This is a genomic window from Paenibacillus sp. USHLN196 (assembly GCF_037144955.1).
GTDB lineage: Bacteria > Bacillota > Bacilli > Paenibacillales > Paenibacillaceae > Paenibacillus > Paenibacillus xylanexedens_C.
Map to the genome: position 1 here is coordinate 611,662 of NZ_JBBCYH010000004.1, position 19,931 is coordinate 631,592.

Annotated in this window: 14 protein-coding genes; 8 read left to right on the top strand and 6 right to left on the bottom strand. The window is 48.4% G+C overall.

Translation table 11 applies throughout. The annotated features are described in order from the left end of the window. Nucleotides 1-29 precede the first annotated feature (29 nt). The 3 genes from WFI24_RS12640 to WFI24_RS12650 form a co-directional block, all read right to left on the bottom strand. Complete coding sequence (locus WFI24_RS12640; protein WP_336761167.1) at nucleotides 30-707, bottom strand: tetratricopeptide repeat protein; 678 nt, start codon at nucleotides 705-707, stop codon at nucleotides 30-32. 14 nt (nucleotides 708-721) lie between these two features. Next, complete coding sequence (locus tag WFI24_RS12645) at nucleotides 722-2,710, bottom strand: translation factor GTPase family protein (RefSeq protein WP_336761169.1); 1,989 nt, start codon at nucleotides 2,708-2,710, stop codon at nucleotides 722-724. Between the two features lie 142 nt (nucleotides 2,711-2,852). Beyond that, complete coding sequence (locus WFI24_RS12650; protein WP_186327709.1) at nucleotides 2,853-3,728, bottom strand: AraC family transcriptional regulator; 876 nt, start codon at nucleotides 3,726-3,728, stop codon at nucleotides 2,853-2,855. A gap of 191 nt (nucleotides 3,729-3,919) precedes the next feature. Between WFI24_RS12650 and WFI24_RS12655 the strand changes: the two genes are divergently transcribed. Then, nucleotides 3,920-5,437, top strand: a complete 1,518-nt coding sequence (locus WFI24_RS12655; RefSeq protein WP_336761171.1) for a tagaturonate reductase — start codon at nucleotides 3,920-3,922, stop codon at nucleotides 5,435-5,437. After that, nucleotides 5,434-6,948: a UxaA family hydrolase gene (locus tag WFI24_RS12660; RefSeq protein WP_336761173.1), complete on the top strand. Its 1,515-nt coding sequence runs from the start codon at nucleotides 5,434-5,436 to the stop codon at nucleotides 6,946-6,948. Before WFI24_RS12655 ends, WFI24_RS12660 begins: the two co-directional genes overlap by 4 nt. A gap of 97 nt (nucleotides 6,949-7,045) precedes the next feature. Here the strand turns inward: WFI24_RS12660 and WFI24_RS12665 are convergent, their stop codons facing one another. From WFI24_RS12665 to WFI24_RS12675, 3 genes are all read right to left on the bottom strand, one after another. After that, entirely contained in the window at nucleotides 7,046-7,732 is a 687-nt protein-coding gene (locus WFI24_RS12665) for an AlkZ-related protein (RefSeq protein WP_336761176.1), read from the bottom strand. Nucleotides 7,733-7,766: 34 nt separating this feature from the next. Next, nucleotides 7,767-8,723 (bottom strand): helix-turn-helix transcriptional regulator, encoded by a 957-nt coding sequence (locus WFI24_RS12670; RefSeq protein ID WP_336761178.1) that lies wholly within the window; start codon nucleotides 8,721-8,723, stop codon nucleotides 7,767-7,769. A 405-nt stretch (nucleotides 8,724-9,128) separates the two neighbouring features. Continuing rightward, a complete protein-coding gene (locus WFI24_RS12675) occupies nucleotides 9,129-11,156 on the bottom strand; it encodes a beta-galactosidase (protein WP_336761179.1) in 2,028 nt (675 codons plus the stop codon). Nucleotides 11,157-11,284: 128 nt separating this feature from the next. On the opposite strand from WFI24_RS12675, the gene WFI24_RS12680 reads away from it, so the two are divergent. The 6 genes from WFI24_RS12680 (at nucleotide 11,285) to WFI24_RS12705 (ending at nucleotide 19,921) form a co-directional block, all read left to right on the top strand. Next, nucleotides 11,285-12,118, top strand: a complete 834-nt coding sequence (locus WFI24_RS12680; RefSeq protein WP_336761181.1) for an AraC family transcriptional regulator — start codon at nucleotides 11,285-11,287, stop codon at nucleotides 12,116-12,118. A 143-nt stretch (nucleotides 12,119-12,261) separates the two neighbouring features. Next, nucleotides 12,262-13,050, top strand: coding sequence for an alpha/beta hydrolase (locus WFI24_RS12685; RefSeq protein ID WP_145319057.1), 789 nt, complete (start codon nucleotides 12,262-12,264; stop codon nucleotides 13,048-13,050). A gap of 84 nt (nucleotides 13,051-13,134) precedes the next feature. Next, nucleotides 13,135-13,797: an SGNH/GDSL hydrolase family protein gene (locus WFI24_RS12690; RefSeq protein WP_336761183.1), complete on the top strand. Its 663-nt coding sequence runs from the start codon at nucleotides 13,135-13,137 to the stop codon at nucleotides 13,795-13,797. A gap of 15 nt (nucleotides 13,798-13,812) precedes the next feature. Continuing rightward, nucleotides 13,813-14,694, top strand: coding sequence for an SMP-30/gluconolactonase/LRE family protein (locus tag WFI24_RS12695; protein ID WP_336761184.1), 882 nt, complete (start codon nucleotides 13,813-13,815; stop codon nucleotides 14,692-14,694). 325 nt (nucleotides 14,695-15,019) lie between these two features. Further along, nucleotides 15,020-18,103, top strand: coding sequence for a X2-like carbohydrate binding domain-containing protein (locus tag WFI24_RS12700; RefSeq protein ID WP_442956219.1), 3,084 nt, complete (start codon nucleotides 15,020-15,022; stop codon nucleotides 18,101-18,103). Nucleotides 18,104-18,373: 270 nt separating this feature from the next. Then, nucleotides 18,374-19,921, top strand: coding sequence for a response regulator transcription factor (locus WFI24_RS12705; RefSeq protein WP_336761185.1), 1,548 nt, complete (start codon nucleotides 18,374-18,376; stop codon nucleotides 19,919-19,921). Nucleotides 19,922-19,931 lie beyond the last annotated feature (10 nt).

The following is a 19,931-nucleotide window of genomic DNA, read 5'->3' on the forward strand; positions in this document are numbered from 1 at the left end:
ATGAATATTACAGCGTATGGCGGATGACATTACAATCCACGCTTGCGGAGCAAACTGCGGACAGCCCAGCGGCGCTCCTGGCGTTTCTTGTATTTGGGCAACGAGCGATAAACGTTTAAGGATTGCTCATAAGCTTGCTTAGCATCTGCATTGTTGCCAAGTGAACGATGTACCGAGCCGAGCAAATAATAAGCTTCACTGGATGAAGAATGAATCTCCTGAAACTGATGCACGTAATCCAGCGCTTTGTCCCGATGTGTTTCTTTGAAGGCTCCGGCGAGGGTTAGATATGGGCGTCCGTACTTGACTCTAGGGTTGATATCAAGGGCTTGCAAAATATGGCGTTCGCCTTTTTCGATATTCCCCAAATGCAGCTCAGTCGTCCCCAGTGCCTCCCAATACTCAGCCGATTGTTCGTATGGGCGCTCCAGTTCAAGCAATAAGGCATGTGCCTCATTGTAACGCTTGCGCTCAATCAGCAGGCGAGCCAGCTCCAGCTTGGATGACACTTCATTGGGGCTCATCGCAAGTTGTTGCCGAAGCCGGGAGATGTTACGCATTCGCTTGAGAGGTTTCGTGAAGCTTGGGAACACCCCAACGTAACGACGATCCAGGAAATATAGTATAACGAGTAAAATGAGGATGGCAATGAACGGATTACCTACAATCCGCCACAGAAGGCCAAAGATAAGAAATTTAATAAGCACAAGGTCAACTCCATTTATGATGTAATCGCGTTTCGTACACTTAAAATATACTTCGATTGATCCAGGGGATTAACCCCTCTCCGTTTGCGAGCATGAGTGACATCGGCAGGACAATCTTGGTACCCGGCAAACGAAGTCGTGAGTACCCCGCGGCCGCTTGTTTCGGAACGCAGCTTCACTGGATAATCCATTGAGGTGGCAAGAGGTATGAGCCCTTCAATAATACAACGCCCGTTACCGATGGCTGGGGCTTCGAAGGTTGCCCGCATATGTACCAGATCACTGAGGGCTTTTCCGCCATATTCCTCCGGGACCGTCAGTCTGAACTGAAGGAGGGGTTCCAATAACGTGGTACCTGTTTTTGCTAATCCATCCATGATTCCCATAGGCGTGGCTACGACAAAATCCAGCGGATGGGTATGCCAGACATGATGTTCCCCTTCTACCAGCGTGATGCGCAGATCGGTGACTTCCCAACCGAGCATACCTTGAGACAAGGCTTCGGGTATCCGTCGTTCGACTTCGTTCTGATATCGTACCAGCAGGTGATCGGCCCTTACGGTCGAGGTATAGATCAGACCGCTTCCACGAGGCAAAGGTTCGATCCTGAAGCGGAGGATGGCCCAGCAGGGCTTTGGCATCGTATAGGCAATGTAACCTTCTCCCGCTGCACGTGGGGTCTCCTTATAGATGACGGATGGCGGATCGAATACGACTTCCAGTCCGAAACGACTCAGTAACAAGCTGGATAAAATCTCAAGCTGAATGGTGCCCATGACCTTGAGATGCAATTCTCGTTCCTCTGGCAACCATTGCAGGTCGAGCAAGGGATCTTCGTCCGTCAACTCCTGCAATGCTGCCACCAGATCGGGGTAACGTGCCGGGTCTTTCCCATGTACTTGCACCGTCAACAACGGCACAGCCATCTGTGGCAGAGGAGGTACACCCTCGGGATTACCAATTATGTCACCCACATGTGTGTCGCTCAGTCCGTAGAGTGCAGCAATCTGTCCTGCGTGAACGGAACCGGTATCCGACCATTTTCGTCCGTCCATGCGGCGAATCTGAGTGACTTTTTCTTCAAGCTCCCGCGTCGAATTATGAATGGTATCCCGATTGTGCAGGCTACCACCATACATGCGGACATAGGCCGTGCGTCCCATCGTGCGATCACGTTCAATTTTGAACACAACACCGGATACAGGGGAGTCCACAGGCTGTGCAGGGGGAGGCAGAAATGCAAGGACCGCATCCAGCAATGCCGTGACGCCGATTCCTTTACCGGAAGCACCGTAACAGACAGGGAACATCTCACCCTGATGCACATACCGCAGGAATGCTTCATTCAGATCCATTTGGGATAATGGAGTCTCCTGAATGTAGGCTTCCATGACCTCTTCGTCCACCTCGGCAAGGATCTCGACCAGACCTGGAATGGATGGTGTGCAACCTGACAGAGAAACTGGATTCAGATTCCAGAGGGAGTCAATGCCAAGAAATGAATCTTCATGGATATGGCATGTTTGGATTTCGCATGCGAAAGGGGACAGGGTGGAACGAATCTGCTCCATTACAACAGAGGCAGACGCGCCAATCCGATCCATTTTATTAATATAGATGATGGTAGGGATGCGAAGTGAACGAAGCGCATGCCAGATGGCTTCGCTCTGGGACTGAGCTCCCTCCACTGCTGAGAGAATCAGAATAGCGCCATCCATCACACGCAGCGTTCGCTCTACTTCGGAGCTGAAATCAATATGTCCAGGCGTATCAATAAGGTCAATGATGGTATTCTTCCAGATCAGAGAGGTCATCGCCGCCTGAACGGATATGCCACGTTCTTTCTCGATATCGAGCGAGTCTGTGGCTGTTGTTCCATCATCCACACGTCCGGGACTGCGGACGACACCACTTTCGTATAACATATGCTCGGTTGTGGTGGTTTTCCCCGCATCAACATGAGCGAAGATGCCAATGTTCCTGCGATTCAATTCGTTTAACATGGAATGTTAAGCTCCTCTGACAACGGAACGCAATGTTTCCGGCAAGTAATAATACAGATTATCATACTACATCTGCCATATAGAAGAATATGTGGATATATATGATTAGGACCGGACACCGATGTTCCAGGCGATTTTTATTTTAACGGGAACTGTTCATGGTTCTGCGGTAGGCTGCAGGTGTAGTGCCGGTTAATTTTTTGAATTGACGATAAAAATGGGGCAGGCTGTCAAATCCGCAAGCATCCGCTACGGCGGCCATTGTCTCATCTCCTTGCACCAGATGCTCTTTCGCCATAATGACCCGTCGCGCTAATGCGTAATCCGTCAGAGTCATCCCTGTGTACCTTTTGAATGCACGACTAAAATGGGCAGGGGATACCGCGGCATACTGGGCCAGTTCATGCAGGGAGAGGCCATTCCGAAGGTTGTCATCAATATGAGAGATCGTGGAAGAGAGCCATGATGGACCCGAAGCGGACTTCCCTGGACTCGCAGGTCCCGCGGCTTCCAGACGTTCCAGAAAAACGAGCAGCAGTTGCAGTCTTAATAGAGCCGCATGGGCACTCAGATGATGTCCAAGCTGAAATTCTTCCTGAATGTCATCAATAAGCGAGGCCACCTTGGTTTGCTCCTCTTCGTTCAGATGTCTCTTATATACCCGTTGTTTGCGACAACGTTCAAACAGGCTCAGTAAGGAAGAAGCAGCACCTCCGGCGGTCGATGCCAGTAATCCCGGACTGAAGAATATTGCGGAAGATGTGACCGGGTTGCCTGCATCAGGCAAGGCTCGGTGTACCGTGCTACCTGGAATGATAAACAGATCTCCTTCCTGCATATTCTCCAGACCCGTGTCAATAAAAATGCTTCCCTGACCTCGATATACATAGATAATTTCATGCCAGTCGTGAAGGTGATCCGGCAATTCGCTCTGGGGGGATTTTGTGTCACTGTACACCAGGCGAAAGGGAATACCGGATTCTGCCTGGATAGTTGTACGAACAGGTGAACGCTCCATAGAGGCTCCTTTCCAAACCAACGTCTTCAACGAGATGTTATACCTAGTCATGAGAGAGTATATTTACCGCAATATAAGCAATTTAATTTCCTTTTATTGATGATACAATGAATTTAAAGCGTTTACAATATAAGGGTGCAAGCCTTCGGGCGGCATTCAGAGTGTACAAATAATCGATGAGGTGAGTGTCCATGTCGGCAAGCACGAAACGTCCCATGTTGAAGCTGAATCTGCTCGGAAGCGATGGTCAGCGCAAGTGCAAGGAGATTATGGAGCGTCCTGTGAAAGTTTTGCAGATCGGAGAAGGTAATTTCTTGCGGGGGTTTGCAGACTGGATGCTTCATGAGAGTGCCAGACAAGGCAAATTCCATGGAAGTGTAGCTGTTACTCAACCACGACCAGGAGGCAAGGCCAAGCTGGAGCAGATTCGCGATCAGGATGGCTTATATACGATGATTACACGTGGACTGTCTCAAGGAAAGCCGGTTGAGCGGACAGAGTTGATCTCCATTTTCTCACAGTGTATCAATCCATACGAAGAATGGGAGGCTTTTCTGAATTTGGCGGAACTGCCTTCACTTGAGTTTGTCATCTCCAATACAACTGAATCAGGATTGAAATATACGTATGCAGACTATATCGAGGGTGAACCCGTTCAATCATTTCCGGGGAAATTAACGGTTTTCCTGCATCAGCGATACTTGAAATTTGATGGTGACCCATCCAGAGGTTTGATTCATCTGCCATGTGAGTTGCTCGAAGGCAATGGTGATGTACTGCGCAGTTGTGTCCTCCGTCACAGTGAAGATTATGGGTATTCGGATGGCTTCCGTTCATGGATTGAGAATTATAATGACTTTCTGAATAATCTGGTAGATCGAATTGTCACAGGTGCGCCAACCCAGGAGGAAGCCGATTCCCTGACGAATCGCTGGGGGTACGAAGATCAATTGATCAATACGGCAGAGCCATATCATTTCTGGGCCATTCAGGGCGATGAATCACTGGACAAAAAACTGCCACTCAAGCAGGCGGGCCTCAATGTACACTGGGTGAAAGATCTGAAGCCTTTTCAGGTACGCAAGGTTCGGATTCTGAATGGTGCACATACGCTGATGTCTTCTCTTGGTATTCTGCAAGGCAAGCAATATGTGAGAGAAACGATGGAAGATCCACATTTTGGCCCATGGATTAGAGATGCTGTGCACCAGGAGATCGTCCCTGCTCTTGATATGCCTGATCATCATCTGGAACAATATGCGGAAGAAGTATTTGAACGTTTTCTTAACCCGTATATTGATCACAAATTGCAGGATATTGCATTAAATACGATCGGAAAATTCAAAGTTCGTGTGCTGCCTACACTTCTGGCCTACGAGCAAAATCAGGGAAGCTGGCCTGAACGTTTAATCCAGGGATTTGCGGGATTAGTGTGTCTTTATCGTCCTGTAAATACGCCTGAAGGCTACAAGGGACAACGACTGAATGGGGAATCCGTACTTTTGCGGGATGACCCGGATGTTCTAGCTGCTTTAGCTGCACATTGGGAGGGTTATGATTCACTTCATAGGAATCAGGAGCAATTGAGTAACCGAGTGGCGGCCGTGTTGTCGGATACCCTGATATGGGGCGAAAATCTGGATGCAAGAGAAGGGCTGCGTGCAGCAGTTGTTCGTGAAATCAGTTTGTTGGAAGGTGAAGGGGAATGAACACAACAAGTACAATCAATGACTGGATTGCCATTCAACCACAGGATGATGTGATTATAGCGCTTCGGGATTATGCCAAAGGAGAACGTATTACATTGCCGGACGGTGCTTCCTTTACACTGCTGGATGACGTGCCGAAGGGGCATAAGATTGCTGTGCATACCCTGGCGCCAGGTGATGATGTGATGAAATATGGTTTCTCCATCGGTATTGCCAAGGAGCAGATCGAGCAGGGAAGCTGGATTCATAGTCACAACCTGAAGACCGGTCTGCACGGATTGCTTGAATATGAGTACCAACCGACAACCCAGGTTCAGACGGACATGCCTCCGGAACATCTGCGTTCATTCGATGGATATTTGCGGCCTAACGGTGAGGCAGGTATTCGTAACGAGATATGGATTGTGAATACGGTCGGATGTATCAATAAAGTGTGTGAAGCGTTGGCACGTATGGGACAGTCACAATTTGGAAGTCGGGTAGATGGTGTATATCACTTTCCGCATCCGTTCGGGTGTTCACAGCTTGGCGATGATCTGAAGTACACACAACAGTTACTGGCTTCCTTGGTGGAGCATCCGAATGCAGGAGGCGTGCTGGTCATCGGTCTGGGTTGTGAGAACAATCAGGTTGATGAATTCCGTGAATGTATTGCTCCGGAATACCGAAGCAAAGTACGGTTTCTTAAAGCACAGGAAACGGATGACGAGCTTGAGGAAGGCCTTCGACTGATGGAAGAACTTGTGGAGATCGCTGAACATGAACAACGTCAGCCGCTTCCGCTCAGCAAACTCAAAATTGGCTTGAAATGTGGAGGCTCTGACGGGTTATCCGGCATAACAGCTAATCCGCTGGTTGGTTCCGTTGCGGATATGCTGGTTGCTGCCGGTGGAACGGCCATTCTGACTGAAGTTCCTGAGATGTTTGGTGCAGAGACGATCTTAATGAACCGGGCTGCCAATGAGCAGGTATTTCAAGATTTGGTGGACTTGGTGAATGGCTTCAAGCAATATTTTGTGAACCATGGCCAGAACATTTATGAGAATCCTTCACCTGGGAACAAGGCTGGAGGCATCACGACGCTGGAGGAAAAGTCACTTGGATGTACGCAAAAGGGAGGACGATCTTCGGTAGTCGACGTTCTGCGTTATGGCAAACGTGTGACTCAAACCGGTCTCAACATTGTGGAAGCACCCGGTAATGATCTGGTGTCTGTTACCGCACTATCTGCGGCCGGTGCACATATAGTACTCTTCACCACAGGACGTGGAACTCCATTTGGAGGCCCGGTGCCTACTGTTAAGATTGCGACCCAGTCTGATCTTGCGAATCGCAAAAAACACTGGATTGACTTCAATGCTGGCCAGTTGTTGGAGGGGCGGACGATGGACGAGGTAAAAGTACAGATGTTCAGCCAGCTGATTGATATTGCTTCAGGACGGTCACATACACTCAGTGAGCAGCATGGATTCCGGGAGATTGCCATATTCAAGGATGGCGTGATTCTCTAAATCCAGTATGGATGGAAGTCGTTATCGTGTGGGAAGCGTCATATCGTGGAACGCAGCCCATCCCGGTTGCATCTGTAACAACCGGGATGGGCTTTATTTAGATTCCAGGGATGCCAAGTGCTTTCGCGATGCTTGATAACGCGACTGGCGAAGCATGTTGCTGCAGTTGGGTAACCAGCAGTTCACGAGCTTCTGCGACGCTGCCTTCAAATGGCTCAATGCCATGACGTTTCATCCATTGGCCAGCAGTCTCATATGCAGAGCTGTTCCAAGCGACTTTACCTTCTGCGAGACCTTCTTTTTCTTTGGTTCCACTAATCACAATGGCTGCGCAGCCCTGAAGGTCCAGAAGACCGCGGTCAAATGTCTTCTTGTCCTCTTTTGCTCCATAACCGGCCTGTGATCGCAAGGCGCGTCCATCGATGCCTTCCTGTTCTTCAATCAAAGAATATAGTTTGGATGCTTCTCGTGATAGTAGACCCGCTTCATACTGTTCCTCAATGCTTCTGGAGTCGGCAAGTAGTCGGTGTACCCAAGGGAAGTATTCGCGCGAGACGAGAAGCGCTTTCTTTTTAACGAACTTTCCATATGCAGCAATGCCCTCTTCAGCCAGGCTTGAACGCCATAACCAGGGATCCAATTCATCATCCTTGTGCCAATGTTCTTTGGGTGTTAATGATGACAGTGAAGGATATTCGGCAAATAGAGGGGCGAGTGGGAGCAGTCCAATAGACTGGATTCGCTGTACTGCTTCTTCGTACGTTACAACAGGTTCATATGTCATGATATAAGCAGGCTCCTTTTAGTGTGTAGTTAGGCTACGACTTGTTTGAAGCAAGGTATTTCTGGCTCACTTCCTCGGCGTGCAGACGAATCTCGTTGCGAAGTTTGAGGGGTTCGATCACTTCGGCCTCACGTCCCAATCGGTAAAAGAATCGTACGGCCCAGTCCCATTCCCCTGGTGGACAAAGGAATGATAATTCCCAGAGATCCGGGGCAGTTTCAGTCATCTTTTCACCAATATGCTCGTCCTGTTCAGCTTCAATCATTCCTCGATAACTCAGTTGTGCCTTAACCAGGGTCGGCGGCTGTTCTGGAGATTGCGGCCTGCTCCGCTGTTGCTGTGCCTGTTCGTTCAGCTCCTGTGCTTCCTGTGGCTCGATCGCCTTGACATCGATAATTCGGTCGACCCGGAACAGACGTGGTTCACCGTGTTCCACAGAATAGGCTTCACAGTACCAGAAGCCGGAGGAAGCATAGACCCGTGTAGGACAGATATGTAGCCATCGCTCACGAGATGCGGAACGATACAGCACACTCAGCCATCCTTGTTCAGGTATGCAGGCTAGCAGCGGGTCGAGGTGATGCAGGATGTAATTGCGGTCTGGGATGTGATGATTCAGTTGTTTGAGCATGGGATCCATTCGGGCCATGATATCATCTGGAATGATAGCCTTAACTTTGTTCATTAGTGTCCAGCGTTTCTCGTGAAAAGGCGTATCTGCGTAGCAGCTCAGGCCCTCAAGAGCAAATATGAGCGTCGCTGCCTCTACCGGGTCCAACTGTAATGGGGGCAATACGTACCCCTCCATAAGTCTGAAGCCGCCCCCCGGCCCGGAAATGGCAATAATGGGTACATTCATCTCGGAGAGGGACTGGATATCCCGGAGAATGGTGCGACGAGAAACTTCAAATTTCACGCCCAATGAGTGTGCCGTTTCGTGACCTTGCTGTAATGCCATAACGATGGCGGCAAGCCGATTTGTTCTGTTCATGTCAGCCACTCCGTTTCGATCTTTGCGCCGCCGGAACGTGATGTCGAAGTTATGTACTATTGTAACAGCCTATAAGTGACATCATGAGTGTCACCAATATTTCAGCGGTATTCTTATTCTGCAATTGATCAGCTGCATGGTTCACACAAGCAAGTTCCGGCGGGCTTCGTTAAAATGTGTTTCTCGTCCAATTCGCTTTGCATACTGATATTTCCTTCTATCAAAAACACGACAGATCATGCCAAAAACCCGTATCCGATGTAGACAGATACGGGAAGTAGCAGCTTTTGGCTTGCAGAAGATGATAAAGGTCTGAAATCTATACCAATATCCTCATTGAAGACAATAACAAGTATAAAAGAAAATAATATGTGACACTTTGTATCACGGTATATACCGAATAACTTATTTCATTTCGAGGAGTTGTACTCCGCGGGCTTCAATCTCAATACTTCCCGAAAGCTCGCGATCAGTGAGCAGATCATGTGCCTTAGCTGTACCCAGATCATAGGATTGCGTGGAAGCATTATGGTTCATGACGAACAGGTAGGGTTTGCCGTCTTTGGTTCGTGCACTTACTTCAACACCTTCCGGTGTCGCCAGCAGGGACTCTACATTCTTGGCTGCTGCAAGCTGTCCCAGCAAACCATCCAGGAAACGTGCATCCGGGTCGGATGCAACGTACCAGGCTTCACCTTGACCAAAGGTGTTACGTGTCACAACAGGCATGCCTTTATAAAAGTCGTCTCCATATTCTGCGATGACTTCGGCTCCTTCACTGTGCAGCAGGTCACACAGCATGCCGCAGTCATACTCTCCTTGAAGATCGCCGTAGGCCTCTTTGAGTACAATGCGGTTCTTTTGCTCAGGCAGCAAGGCATCAATCTCTTCCACCCAGATTCCGAGCAACTTACGAAGTTCTCCCGGATAACCACCGGTTGTCACGAGATCGTTCTCATTGACAATACCGCTGAAGAAAGTCGTCAGGAATGTTCCACCTGCTGCAACATACTTCTCCAGTTTGGCGGCAAATCCTGGTTTGACCATGTAGAGGACAGGGGCAAGAACGATGTCGTATTTGCTAATATCCGTATCCACACTGACGATATCCACCTGGATGTTACGGCGGAAGAACGCTGCATAGTATTTATGGATCTGATCCACATAATTGAGGGCAACCGTAGGTCCGCTTGATTTTTCGATGGCCCACCAGTTATCCCAATCAAACACAATCGCTACTTTGGATTCTACAGTAGCATCCAGCGTAGTGTCGCCAAGGATCTGTAACTCCTTGCCCAGCTCAGCAACTTCGCGGAATACACGTGTATTCTCGTGACCGGCATGCTCAATAACTGCACCATGATACTTCTCACAGGCACCGATGGAGCGGCGGAGCTGGAAGAACATGATGGTATCTGCCCCGTGTGCAACAGACTGGTAACTCCATAGACGCATGACGCCAGGACGTTTCAATGAATTATATGGCTGCCAGTTCTGCTGACTTGGTGTCTGTTCCATAAGCATGAACGGTTGACCATCTTTCAGTCCACGCATGAGATCATGAGCCATTGCCGTGAAGCTGACGGGTGTGGCGAGACCGGGATAGCTGTCCCAGGAGACAATATCCATGTATTTTGCCCATTTGAAATAGTCCAGTTGCTTGAAGAATCCCATCAGATTGGTTGTAACGACAGAGTCCGGAATATGTTTTTTGATCGCATCGTATTCCAGGCGGTAACAATCCAGCATGCTGTCGGAGTTGAATCGGGAGTAGTCCAGCGAGATTCCCTGGAATGTTGAATTATTGTTACCCCAGTGTTCGCTCAAGTTGCTTGGTAATACAATCTCATCCCAATCGTAGAAGGTATGTCCCCAGAAATTAGTGTTCCATGCTTTGTTGACCTGTTCCAAAGTCTGATAGCGCTCTTTCAGATATACGCGGAACGCTTTCTCACAGTTGTCACAGTAACAGTCACCGCCATATTCATTGGAGATGTGCCATACGAGAACTGCGGGGTGATCCTTGTATCGTTCGGCCAGTTTATCCGCAATTTTCTCGGAGTATTTACGATAGGTCGGGCTGTTGGGACAGGAATTATGCCGCCCACCGAATTTGCGTTTGCGTCCATCGGCATCCACACGAAGCACATCCGGATATTTCTTCGCCATCCAAGCCGGATGAGCAGCGGTACTCGTTGCAAGGCATATATAGACGCCACTCTCATAAAGACGATGAATCAGCTGGTCGAGTTCTTCAAATTGATAAGTAACTTCATCAGGCTGAATCAGTGCCCATGAAAATACGTTGATTGTCGTGATATCAATGCCTGCCAATTGGAACATGCGCAGGTCTTCAAGGTGGGTTTCGTGATCCCACTGTTCCGGGTTATAATCGCCCCCGTAGAACATTTTGGGTAGTTTGCTGCTAATCAATGTGTTCACCTCTTGTATAAGAATAATCCTATATTATATGATACATATGACTTTTAAAATATAATAAAAGTAATGGCCTGTATAAGAATATGGAAGTATATTATGGCTTGTATCCAAGGAGGTATACCGTGTTTATCTCACCCCGACATCAACGATATTTCATGACATCACGTGATCAGCCCCTGCCCCTTTATATTGAGAGCCTTGGTTATAACGGCAATCAGGAGAAGGTGTCCAGACCCGTTGGATATCCATGTTACCATTGGCTTCAGACTGTGAAAGGTGCCGGGGAATTCAGGTTTGCCGGGTCTACGATTGTACTGGGAGAAGCATCCGGTATTTTGCTGCCACCTAATGAGCCACATGAATATGTGCGGTCCCAGGGGGAGTGGGAGACATTTTACATTACATTTGGGGGTTCGCAGTGTCCGGCAATCATGGAGTCACTTGGATTGGGTGAAGCGGCGTTCCATCAGTGGGAGCCGGGCAGCGCGTTCAACAATTACGGCCAGGAAGTACTGGATTCGATCAGCAGTGATCAGGATTTGTCGGGACTCGAAGCATCAGCAGATATATACCGATTTCTGATTTTACTCAAAAAACATGGCATGACGGGCAATCGTTCTTCGATCTCACATGCCGTGGAGAGGCTCGCTCCGCTCATTGCATTCATGGAACAGCATTACGCGAATCCCGAGATTGGTCTCCAACATATGGCTGACCTCACGGGGATCTCATCCAGACATCTGAATACCTTGTTTAAACAATCCTTTGGCATGACCGCTTATAGTTATTTCATTCTGCTGCGTATTCGCAAAGCCAAGGAAATCATGACCGCAGACCATAGACCCACGATTAGGGAAACAGCGGTCAGGGTAGGATTTCGAGATGCTAGCCATTTTGTAGCAACCTTTCGCAGGATAGAGGGAGTCACGCCTGAACAATTTCGGAATTTATACTAACCTGTACCGAATTGAACAAAAAGTGATGCCAGGAAGGTATTGATGCGGTAGGGTCATTGCCGTTATGATGGTATCGATTCCTGAGATTCGAAAACGATTAAACGGATCCGTGTATCCGTTCTACTTAGAGAGGATGATCGAAGATGACAACAACGATACCCTTATGGGATCATGCTGCACCTTATGCAGCCCAGGGACATGAAGACGAGATGCCACATTTGATTCCATTTATTCAGCCCGGTTCCGAGAGCGCTGTCATTGTGTGCCCAGGGGGTGGTTATGGATTTTTGGCGGATCATGAAGGTGCTCCAATAGCTGAACTGTTGAATCGCGCGGGAATAAGCGCATTTGTCCTGAAATATCGCGTAGCACCTCATCAGCATCCTGCACCAATAACAGATGGCCAGCGTGCCATACGTTATGTTCGTGCTCATGCCGAGCAGTATGGCATCAATCCTTCCAAGATTGCGGTACTTGGTTTCTCCGCAGGCGGACATCTTACGGCAACACTGGGAACGCTGTACGACGAGGGGCAGCCGGATCATGAGGATCTAATTGAACGCCAAAGTTCACGCCCGGACCGGGTTATTCTGTGTTATCCAGTCATTACGATGGAGTCTTATGGACATGCCGGTTCCCGTGAAAATTTGCTTGGATCAAATGCGTCTGCCGAGCAGATCAAAGCATTCAGTGCGGAACAACAGGTGAGAGCGGATGCTCCAGAAGCATTTATCTGGCATACCAGCGATGACCAGGCAGTGCCTGTGGAGAATAGCTTGCGTTATGCACTTGCATTGGGCGAGCATGGGATTCCCTATGACTTGCACGTTTTTGAGAAAGGTTCACATGGTCTGGGATTGGCTGAGGATAACCACGCGATTCGGGTATGGTCGGATCTGTGTCTCACATGGCTCAAGAATCAAGGCTGGTAATTTTTTTGGCTGGTAGCAAGTGAACGGTCCTGACTAATCGAGTAATTCGTATATTAGCGCTTTGAAGCGAAGGAGAAAATAACGATGAAATTGCAAAAAAACGACAAGCTTTTGTTTATCGGAGATTCGATTACGGATTGTGGTCGGGAACACCCTGTAGGTGAAGGCAGTTCAGGTCTGGGCCATGGTTATGTTGCACAAGTCTATGCACTATTGCGGTCCATCTATCCGGAATTGATGTTGCGTATCCAAAATGTGGGTAATGGTGGAAATACGATCCGTGATCTGAAACAGCGCTGGGATCGTGATGTGCTGGACCTTAAACCGGATTGGCTGACGATCATGATCGGTATTAACGATGTATGGCGTCAGTTTGATAACCCGTTGTCAACAGACTCGCATGTGTTTCTTGAAGAATATGAATCCACATTGCGTGAACTGGTAGCATCCGTTCGTCCAAACCTGAAGGGACTGGTACTGATGTCCCCTTATTATCTGGAGGCCAACCCGGAAGACCCTATGCGGGCAACGATGGATATATACGGAGAAGCAGTTCGCAGGGTAGCGCGTGAGTATGATGCAGTGTATGTGGATACACAGGCTGCATTTGCTCCATTTTGGGATCATTTCTACACGTCTGTGCTGACTTATGACCGTGTACATCCAGATGCAACAGGCCATATGGTACTGTCCAAAGCATTTCTGGATGCCATCGGGTTCGAATGGTCAGGCGGCGTCAAATCTTAAAAAGGACGTGATGGCATGAGCAACGTAACCGTAGCAGTACACATCCCGGCATTGCTGGGGGAAGGCCCGAGCTGGGATGCAGAGAACAATCGATTATTGTGGGTAGATATTGAAAGTTTCAAGGTGCATGTGTATGATCCGGCTACAGGGCAGGATCAAGCTTATGATGTCGGTGAACATGTCGGCGCTGTTGTTCCGTATCGTGGTGACGAAGTTGTGGTTGCCTTACGCAGTGGATTCCATACATATCACCTGCTTACGGGTGAGCTGCATGCCATTGAGGACCCCGAACAAGATAAGGATACCAATCGTTTTAATGATGGCAAATGTGATGCACGAGGTCGCTTCTGGGCAGGCACGATGAGCTTGAATAATGAAAGCAAAGCCGGATCTCTGTACTGTTTGGAGCAAGGGCAACCCGTTCGCACAATGGTACAAGGTGTATCCACATCCAACGGCTTGGGCTGGAGTCCGGATCGGCAGATCATGTATTACATTGATACCCCGACTCGTTCCATTGACCGGTTTGATTTTGATCTTGCAGCAGGTACGATACAGAATCGGACAAGCGTCATCAACATACCGGAGGAATTCGGTTTTCCGGATGGGATGACAGTCGATGGTGAGGGCATGCTGTGGGTTGCCCACTGGGGCGGAGGAAGAGTCACTCGCTGGAACCCGGATACGTCGGAGCTGTTGCAACAGATCGAGGTGCCGGTAGATCAGGTCACATCCTGCTGTTTTGGTGGACCGGATCTCGAAGATTTGTACATTACAACAGCACGTACCGGCATTAAGGAAGAACGCTTGAAGGAGACACCGGAAGCTGGCTCGCTTTTTGTCATCAGACCTGGGGTTAAAGGCCAGGAGACTCACGCTTATGGTAGCCTGAAGTAACATATAAAAGTCGAAAGATGCTGTTCTGACAGCATCTTTTTTTTTGTTGTGTAAAAAAAGATCAAAAGCTGAAAATATTTTACAAAAATCGGAATTTCGACAGAGGGGTTTGCGGATTGCCAGCGAATGTTATTTATTGAAAGTATTATCCAGATAACCACGAAATAAGAACAATTATGTAAGCGCTTAAATATGGGCTGAAAGGAGGTGAGGCTTCTTGTTTAAAGGGATGCATTGATTCGTCTGGCACGCCATCATCAGCACGATGAGACAGCGGGGATAGACCGAAATGCAGTATCGAAGTTGAAGAGGAGGAGAAGTTGATATGAGAACGTTTATGGGGAAATTGAGAATAATGAGCCTAACGGTTGCCGTGGTAACGGCTTCGCTGGGAGGTCTTGCTGGGACTACGGCAGCGGCACCGAGTGAAGCCTACGAGTGGAAAAACGTGGTGACTGGTGCAGGAGGCGGGTTTGTACCGGGTATTATTTTCAACGAGTCGGAAAAGGATCTGATCTATGCCCGTACGGATATCGGGGGAGCATATCGCTGGAATGCAGCTGACGAGAGCTGGATACCGTTAACGGATTTTGTCGGCTGGGATGACTGGAACAAAAACGGTGTGGACGCACTGGCTACGGACCCGGTTGATCCCGATCGGGTGTACATGGCAGTTGGGACGTATACGAATTCGTGGGACCAAAATAATGGCTCCATCTTGCGCTCTACGGACCGGGGAGATACATGGCAGACCACAACACTCCCGTTCAAAGTTGGCGGCAATATGCCAGGACGTTCAATGGGAGAGCGTCTGACTGTGGACCCGAATGATAACAGCATCCTGTATTTTGGTGCACGAAGCGGCCATGGACTTTGGAAAAGTACCGATTATGGTGTGACATGGAACGAAGTCACAAGCTTCCCGAATCCGGGGGACTATGTACAAGACCCTTCGAATGAATACACAAGTGACATCGTAGGTCTGGCATGGATTACGTTCGACAAAACAACAGGTTCTGCAGGGCAGGCAACCCAGACGATCTATGTGGGAGTTGCTGATAAAGCGCAAAGCGTATATCGCAGTACGAATGGTGGCTTGACCTGGTCAGCTGTCGCTGGTCAACCTACAGGTTATATTCCACATCATGGTGTGCTGGATGCCGATGGCAGTCTTTATATCACGTACAGCGATGGTGTAGGTCCGTACGATGGGGAAAAAGGCGATGTGTGGAAGCTGAACACCTCAACAGGTGTCTGGACTAACATCAGCCCGATTCCAAGCAGCAGCACGGATAATTATTTTGGATATGGCGGGTTGGCTGTCGATGCACAGAATCCAGGTACATTGATGGTTGCGACATTGAATTCCTGGTGGCCGGATGCTACTTTGTTCCGCAGCACCGATGGTGGAGCGACGTGGACACGCATATGGGAATTCGAAGGATATCCGAACCGGAAATTGCGGTATACTCAGGACATTTCGGCAGCCCCATGGCTCACCTTTGGTATTACTCCTGCCCCACCCGAACTATCTCCAAAACTGGGTTGGATGATCGGGGACCTGGAGATTGATCCGTTTGATTCGGGTCGCATGATGTATGGAACCGGTGCAACCATTTATGGAACGAAGAACCTGACGGACTGGGACGACGATAAAAAAATCAATATTTCAGTGATGGCGAAGGGTGTTGAGGAGATTGCCGTACTGGATCTAATCAGCCCGCCAAGTGGTGCACATTTGTTAAGCGGGGTGGGGGATGTCTCGGGATTCCGTCATAACAATCTGGATCAGGCTCCATCTACCATATTTACGAGCCCGAACTATTCTTCCACAGAAAGCTTGGATTTTGCCGAGTTAAGTCCGAATACGATGGTTCGTGTAGGTAAAGCGGATTATGCTGCTGATCCAAATGCGAAATCCATAGGTTTGTCCAGTGATGGAGGCACAACGTGGTATAAAGCCAATGCAGAGCCTGCCGGCACAACCGGAGGCGGCACTGTAGCCATCTCTGCGAATGGCAATCGACTGGTGTGGAGCACGTCAGACAAAGGTGTACATTATTCAACGGGTGGAAATTCCTGGACAGCAAGTACGGGGATACCTGCACAGGCGAAAGTGATATCCGATCGCGTTAATCCTAATACATTTTACGGATTTTCGGCAGGGAAGGTCTATGTGAGTGTTAATGGTGGTGCTTCCTTCACGGCATCGCCTGCGACCGGACTTCCGATTGAAGGAAATGCAGATCTGGATGCCGTTCCGGGTGTTGAAGGTGAACTTTGGTTTGCAGGCGGCAGTGAGGAAGAAGGCCCTTACGGATTGTGGCATTCCACGGATTCGGGAGCAACATTCACGAAGCTTGCCAATGTAGAGGAAGCAGACAGTATCGGATTTGGTAAAGCTGCTCCTGGACAGAGTGTTGTCGCGTTATACACGGTTGCACAGATCGATGGAACACGTGGATTTTTCCGCTCCGATGACGGCGGGGCTAATTGGGTACGGATCAACGATGATCAGCATCAGTATGCTCGTGTAACAACGATTACGGGTGATCCGCGTTTGTATGGAAGAGTATATCTTGGAACGAATGGTCGCGGAATTCTGTATGCTGACCGTGTGGGAGGTAACAATGGCGGAGGAGATGGGGGGGGGTCAACCCCTGTGACCAACTCGGTGATTACACCGGTATCAGCCGAATTTGATCGCAAAGTTGGAAATCAGGCTGATATTCCCGTCGCGTTAACACTGAACGGGAATACACTTGTATCCATTCGCAACGGGAATGCAACGCTGGTTTCAGGTACAGATTACACGTTAACAGGTAATGAGGTCGTATTAAGTAAAAACTACCTGGCTTCACTGCCAAATGGCGCAGCGGCGCTAACCTTTCAATTCAGCGCAGGCGCTCATGCGACCTTGAATCTGCTCATTAAAGACACGACGGCTGCACCTGCTGGAACGATACGCATTGAGATGTTTAATGGCAGCACTTCAGCGACGGGCAGTTCCATTAATCCCAAATTCAAACTGACAAATACGGGGACTACAGCACTAAATCTGTCCGATGTGAAGATCAGATACTATTACACCATTAATGGCGATCAGCCTCAGAGCTTCTTCTCTGACTGGGCAACTGCCGGAAGTGATAATGTAACAGGCACTTTCAGTACACTCAGTCCGGTACGGACGGGTGCTGACCACGTGCTTGAGATCGGATTCAAATCTTCCGCTGGAACATTGAGTGCAGGGCAGAGTACAGAGATCCAGACCCGGTTCTCCAAGAACAACTGGACCAACTATACACAAACGGATGATTACTCTTTTGCAGGTAACCAGACTTCCTATGCCGAATGGTCCAAAGTGACTGGGTATATAGCCGGAAGTCTTCAATGGGGCATCGAACCTTAGCCTCCGGTCAAATATAATAAATGAATGAAAAGGGAGTTCTGAGTCGCCAAATGATTAAAAGGCGATTCAGGGCTTCTTATTTTGTCGAAATATAGTGTAAACTATAGAGAGTTACCATTGCTTATACGATCGTTTTAGGATATAAAAAGATGTACAATTATTTTAAAATTAATGTAACCGCTAACACTGGGAAGTGTTTATAACCGATATATAATAGTTGGTATAACCTGTACAGATATAGAGGAAAGATTAGACAAGGGGGTCGCGATCATGAACCGGTTGTGCAAGGTGCTGATTGTTGACGATGAGTTTCTGGTAAGACAGGGTATAAAGCACCATATGAACTGGGAAGCCGAAGGATTTATCATTGTGGGTGAAGCTTCTAACGGTGAAGAAGGATTACAGCAGGTGGACCTGTTAAAACCGGATATTGTGATTACCGACATTGTCATGCCTGTCATGGATGGCGAGACTTTTGTTCGCACACTAAAAGCCAGTAATCCACAGATTGAAGTGATTGTTCTTAGCAGCTTCAGTGAATTTGAGTATGTACGTTCGACGCTTCAGCACGGGGCAGCAGATTATATTCTGAAACCCAAGCTGGATACGAATGAATTATTGCAGGTCCTTCAACGAACAGCAGGTAAAATTCCGGAGTTACAGTTTGAGCCGTCGCACGATGGCTGGAGACTCGGTCAACTGATGGAGAAGATGCTGTCCGGATTTACACTGGATGAAGATAGCGATATGCCGATGATTCGAGACACCTTTCCGTATGAATCCTTTCGCTTGCTTGTGTACAAACCCATGAATGCTGAGGGAAATCCACTGAAGCTGGATCAGGAACAGCTCGAAAACAGGCTCCGCAGTGATCTGTCTGAAGTGGAATGTTCAATGGTTCCGGCAGAGGGCGCACTTCCCATCATGCTTCTTAATGTCGATCCTGCGAGAGATGAATGGATGGTTGAACGCATCAGACAGCTGGCTAATGAAAATGCAGCAGGACAGGGCAACCCTGGTTGGGTACTCAGTGACAGCTTTACTTCATTTGAAAAGATGGGCATCGTATACCGTGAACGCCTGATCAAGCTAATGGAATATCGTTTCTATTATAAGGATCGACCCATTCTGGTGTATGGTGAACTTCCGCCGATGCATCCGGCAGGTTACCAGTTCAATGTGAACATGTTTTTGCAGCATGTAAAACGTAATCGGGTCGAAGCGGCAAGAGAGTACTTGCAGGATCACGCGGCAACTCTCGGGCGTGATTATATTGCCGATGTGTTTGAGATCAAATCATTTCTTGGTAACTTGATCTTCAACGTAACGATTACCCTGGCGGATATGGATGTTCAGTCTGCCGGGCTTGAAGAGAGCAAATATACGTATTTTAAAAATGTGGATGGGGCTTCGAGTCTGAGTGAAGTCATGGCCGTGCTTGATCAATTCATGACGGAAGTTCAGGAATGTACCATCGATACAGGTGGAAAACGAAGTGATCCGAATATGAAGATGCTGCTGGATTATATGCATGAGCATTTTGACCAGCCACTCGGGCTTGCTGAAGTAGCGAAGCACTTTCATTTTAATCCATCGTACTTGTCCAGTTACTTCTCATCTCACAAAAAAGAAGGATTCAATGAATATTTGAATAAAATTCGGATTGAAAAAGCCGAGGAATTGCTTCGGTCCGATGATGTAACAATCTCGGAGATCAGCAGCATGGTAGGTTATTCCGATCATAGTTACTTTTGCAAAGTGTTCAAAAAATTCACCGGACTATCACCAAGCCGATACCGGCGCAAATTCTGGGCATAAAGTCAGAAGG

Coding starts and splice junctions, on each gene's coding strand:
- WFI24_RS12665 (WP_336761176.1), bottom strand. CDS start 7,732: ATGACATATGAACCTGTTGTAACGTACGAAGAAGCAGTACAGCGAATC.
- WFI24_RS12695 (WP_336761184.1), top strand. CDS start 13,813: ATGAGCAACGTAACCGTAGCAGTACACATCCCGGCATTGCTGGGGGAA.
- WFI24_RS12700 (WP_442956219.1), top strand. CDS start 15,020: ATGAGAACGTTTATGGGGAAATTGAGAATAATGAGCCTAACGGTTGCC.
- WFI24_RS12655 (WP_336761171.1), top strand. CDS start 3,920: ATGTCGGCAAGCACGAAACGTCCCATGTTGAAGCTGAATCTGCTCGGA.
- WFI24_RS12705 (WP_336761185.1), top strand. CDS start 18,374: ATGAACCGGTTGTGCAAGGTGCTGATTGTTGACGATGAGTTTCTGGTA.
- WFI24_RS12670 (WP_336761178.1), bottom strand. CDS start 8,723: ATGAACAGAACAAATCGGCTTGCCGCCATCGTTATGGCATTACAGCAA.
- WFI24_RS12645 (WP_336761169.1), bottom strand. CDS start 2,710: ATGTTAAACGAATTGAATCGCAGGAACATTGGCATCTTCGCTCATGTT.
- WFI24_RS12650 (WP_186327709.1), bottom strand. CDS start 3,728: ATGGAGCGTTCACCTGTTCGTACAACTATCCAGGCAGAATCCGGTATT.
- WFI24_RS12660 (WP_336761173.1), top strand. CDS start 5,434: ATGAACACAACAAGTACAATCAATGACTGGATTGCCATTCAACCACAG.
- WFI24_RS12690 (WP_336761183.1), top strand. CDS start 13,135: ATGAAATTGCAAAAAAACGACAAGCTTTTGTTTATCGGAGATTCGATT.
- WFI24_RS12685 (WP_145319057.1), top strand. CDS start 12,262: ATGACAACAACGATACCCTTATGGGATCATGCTGCACCTTATGCAGCC.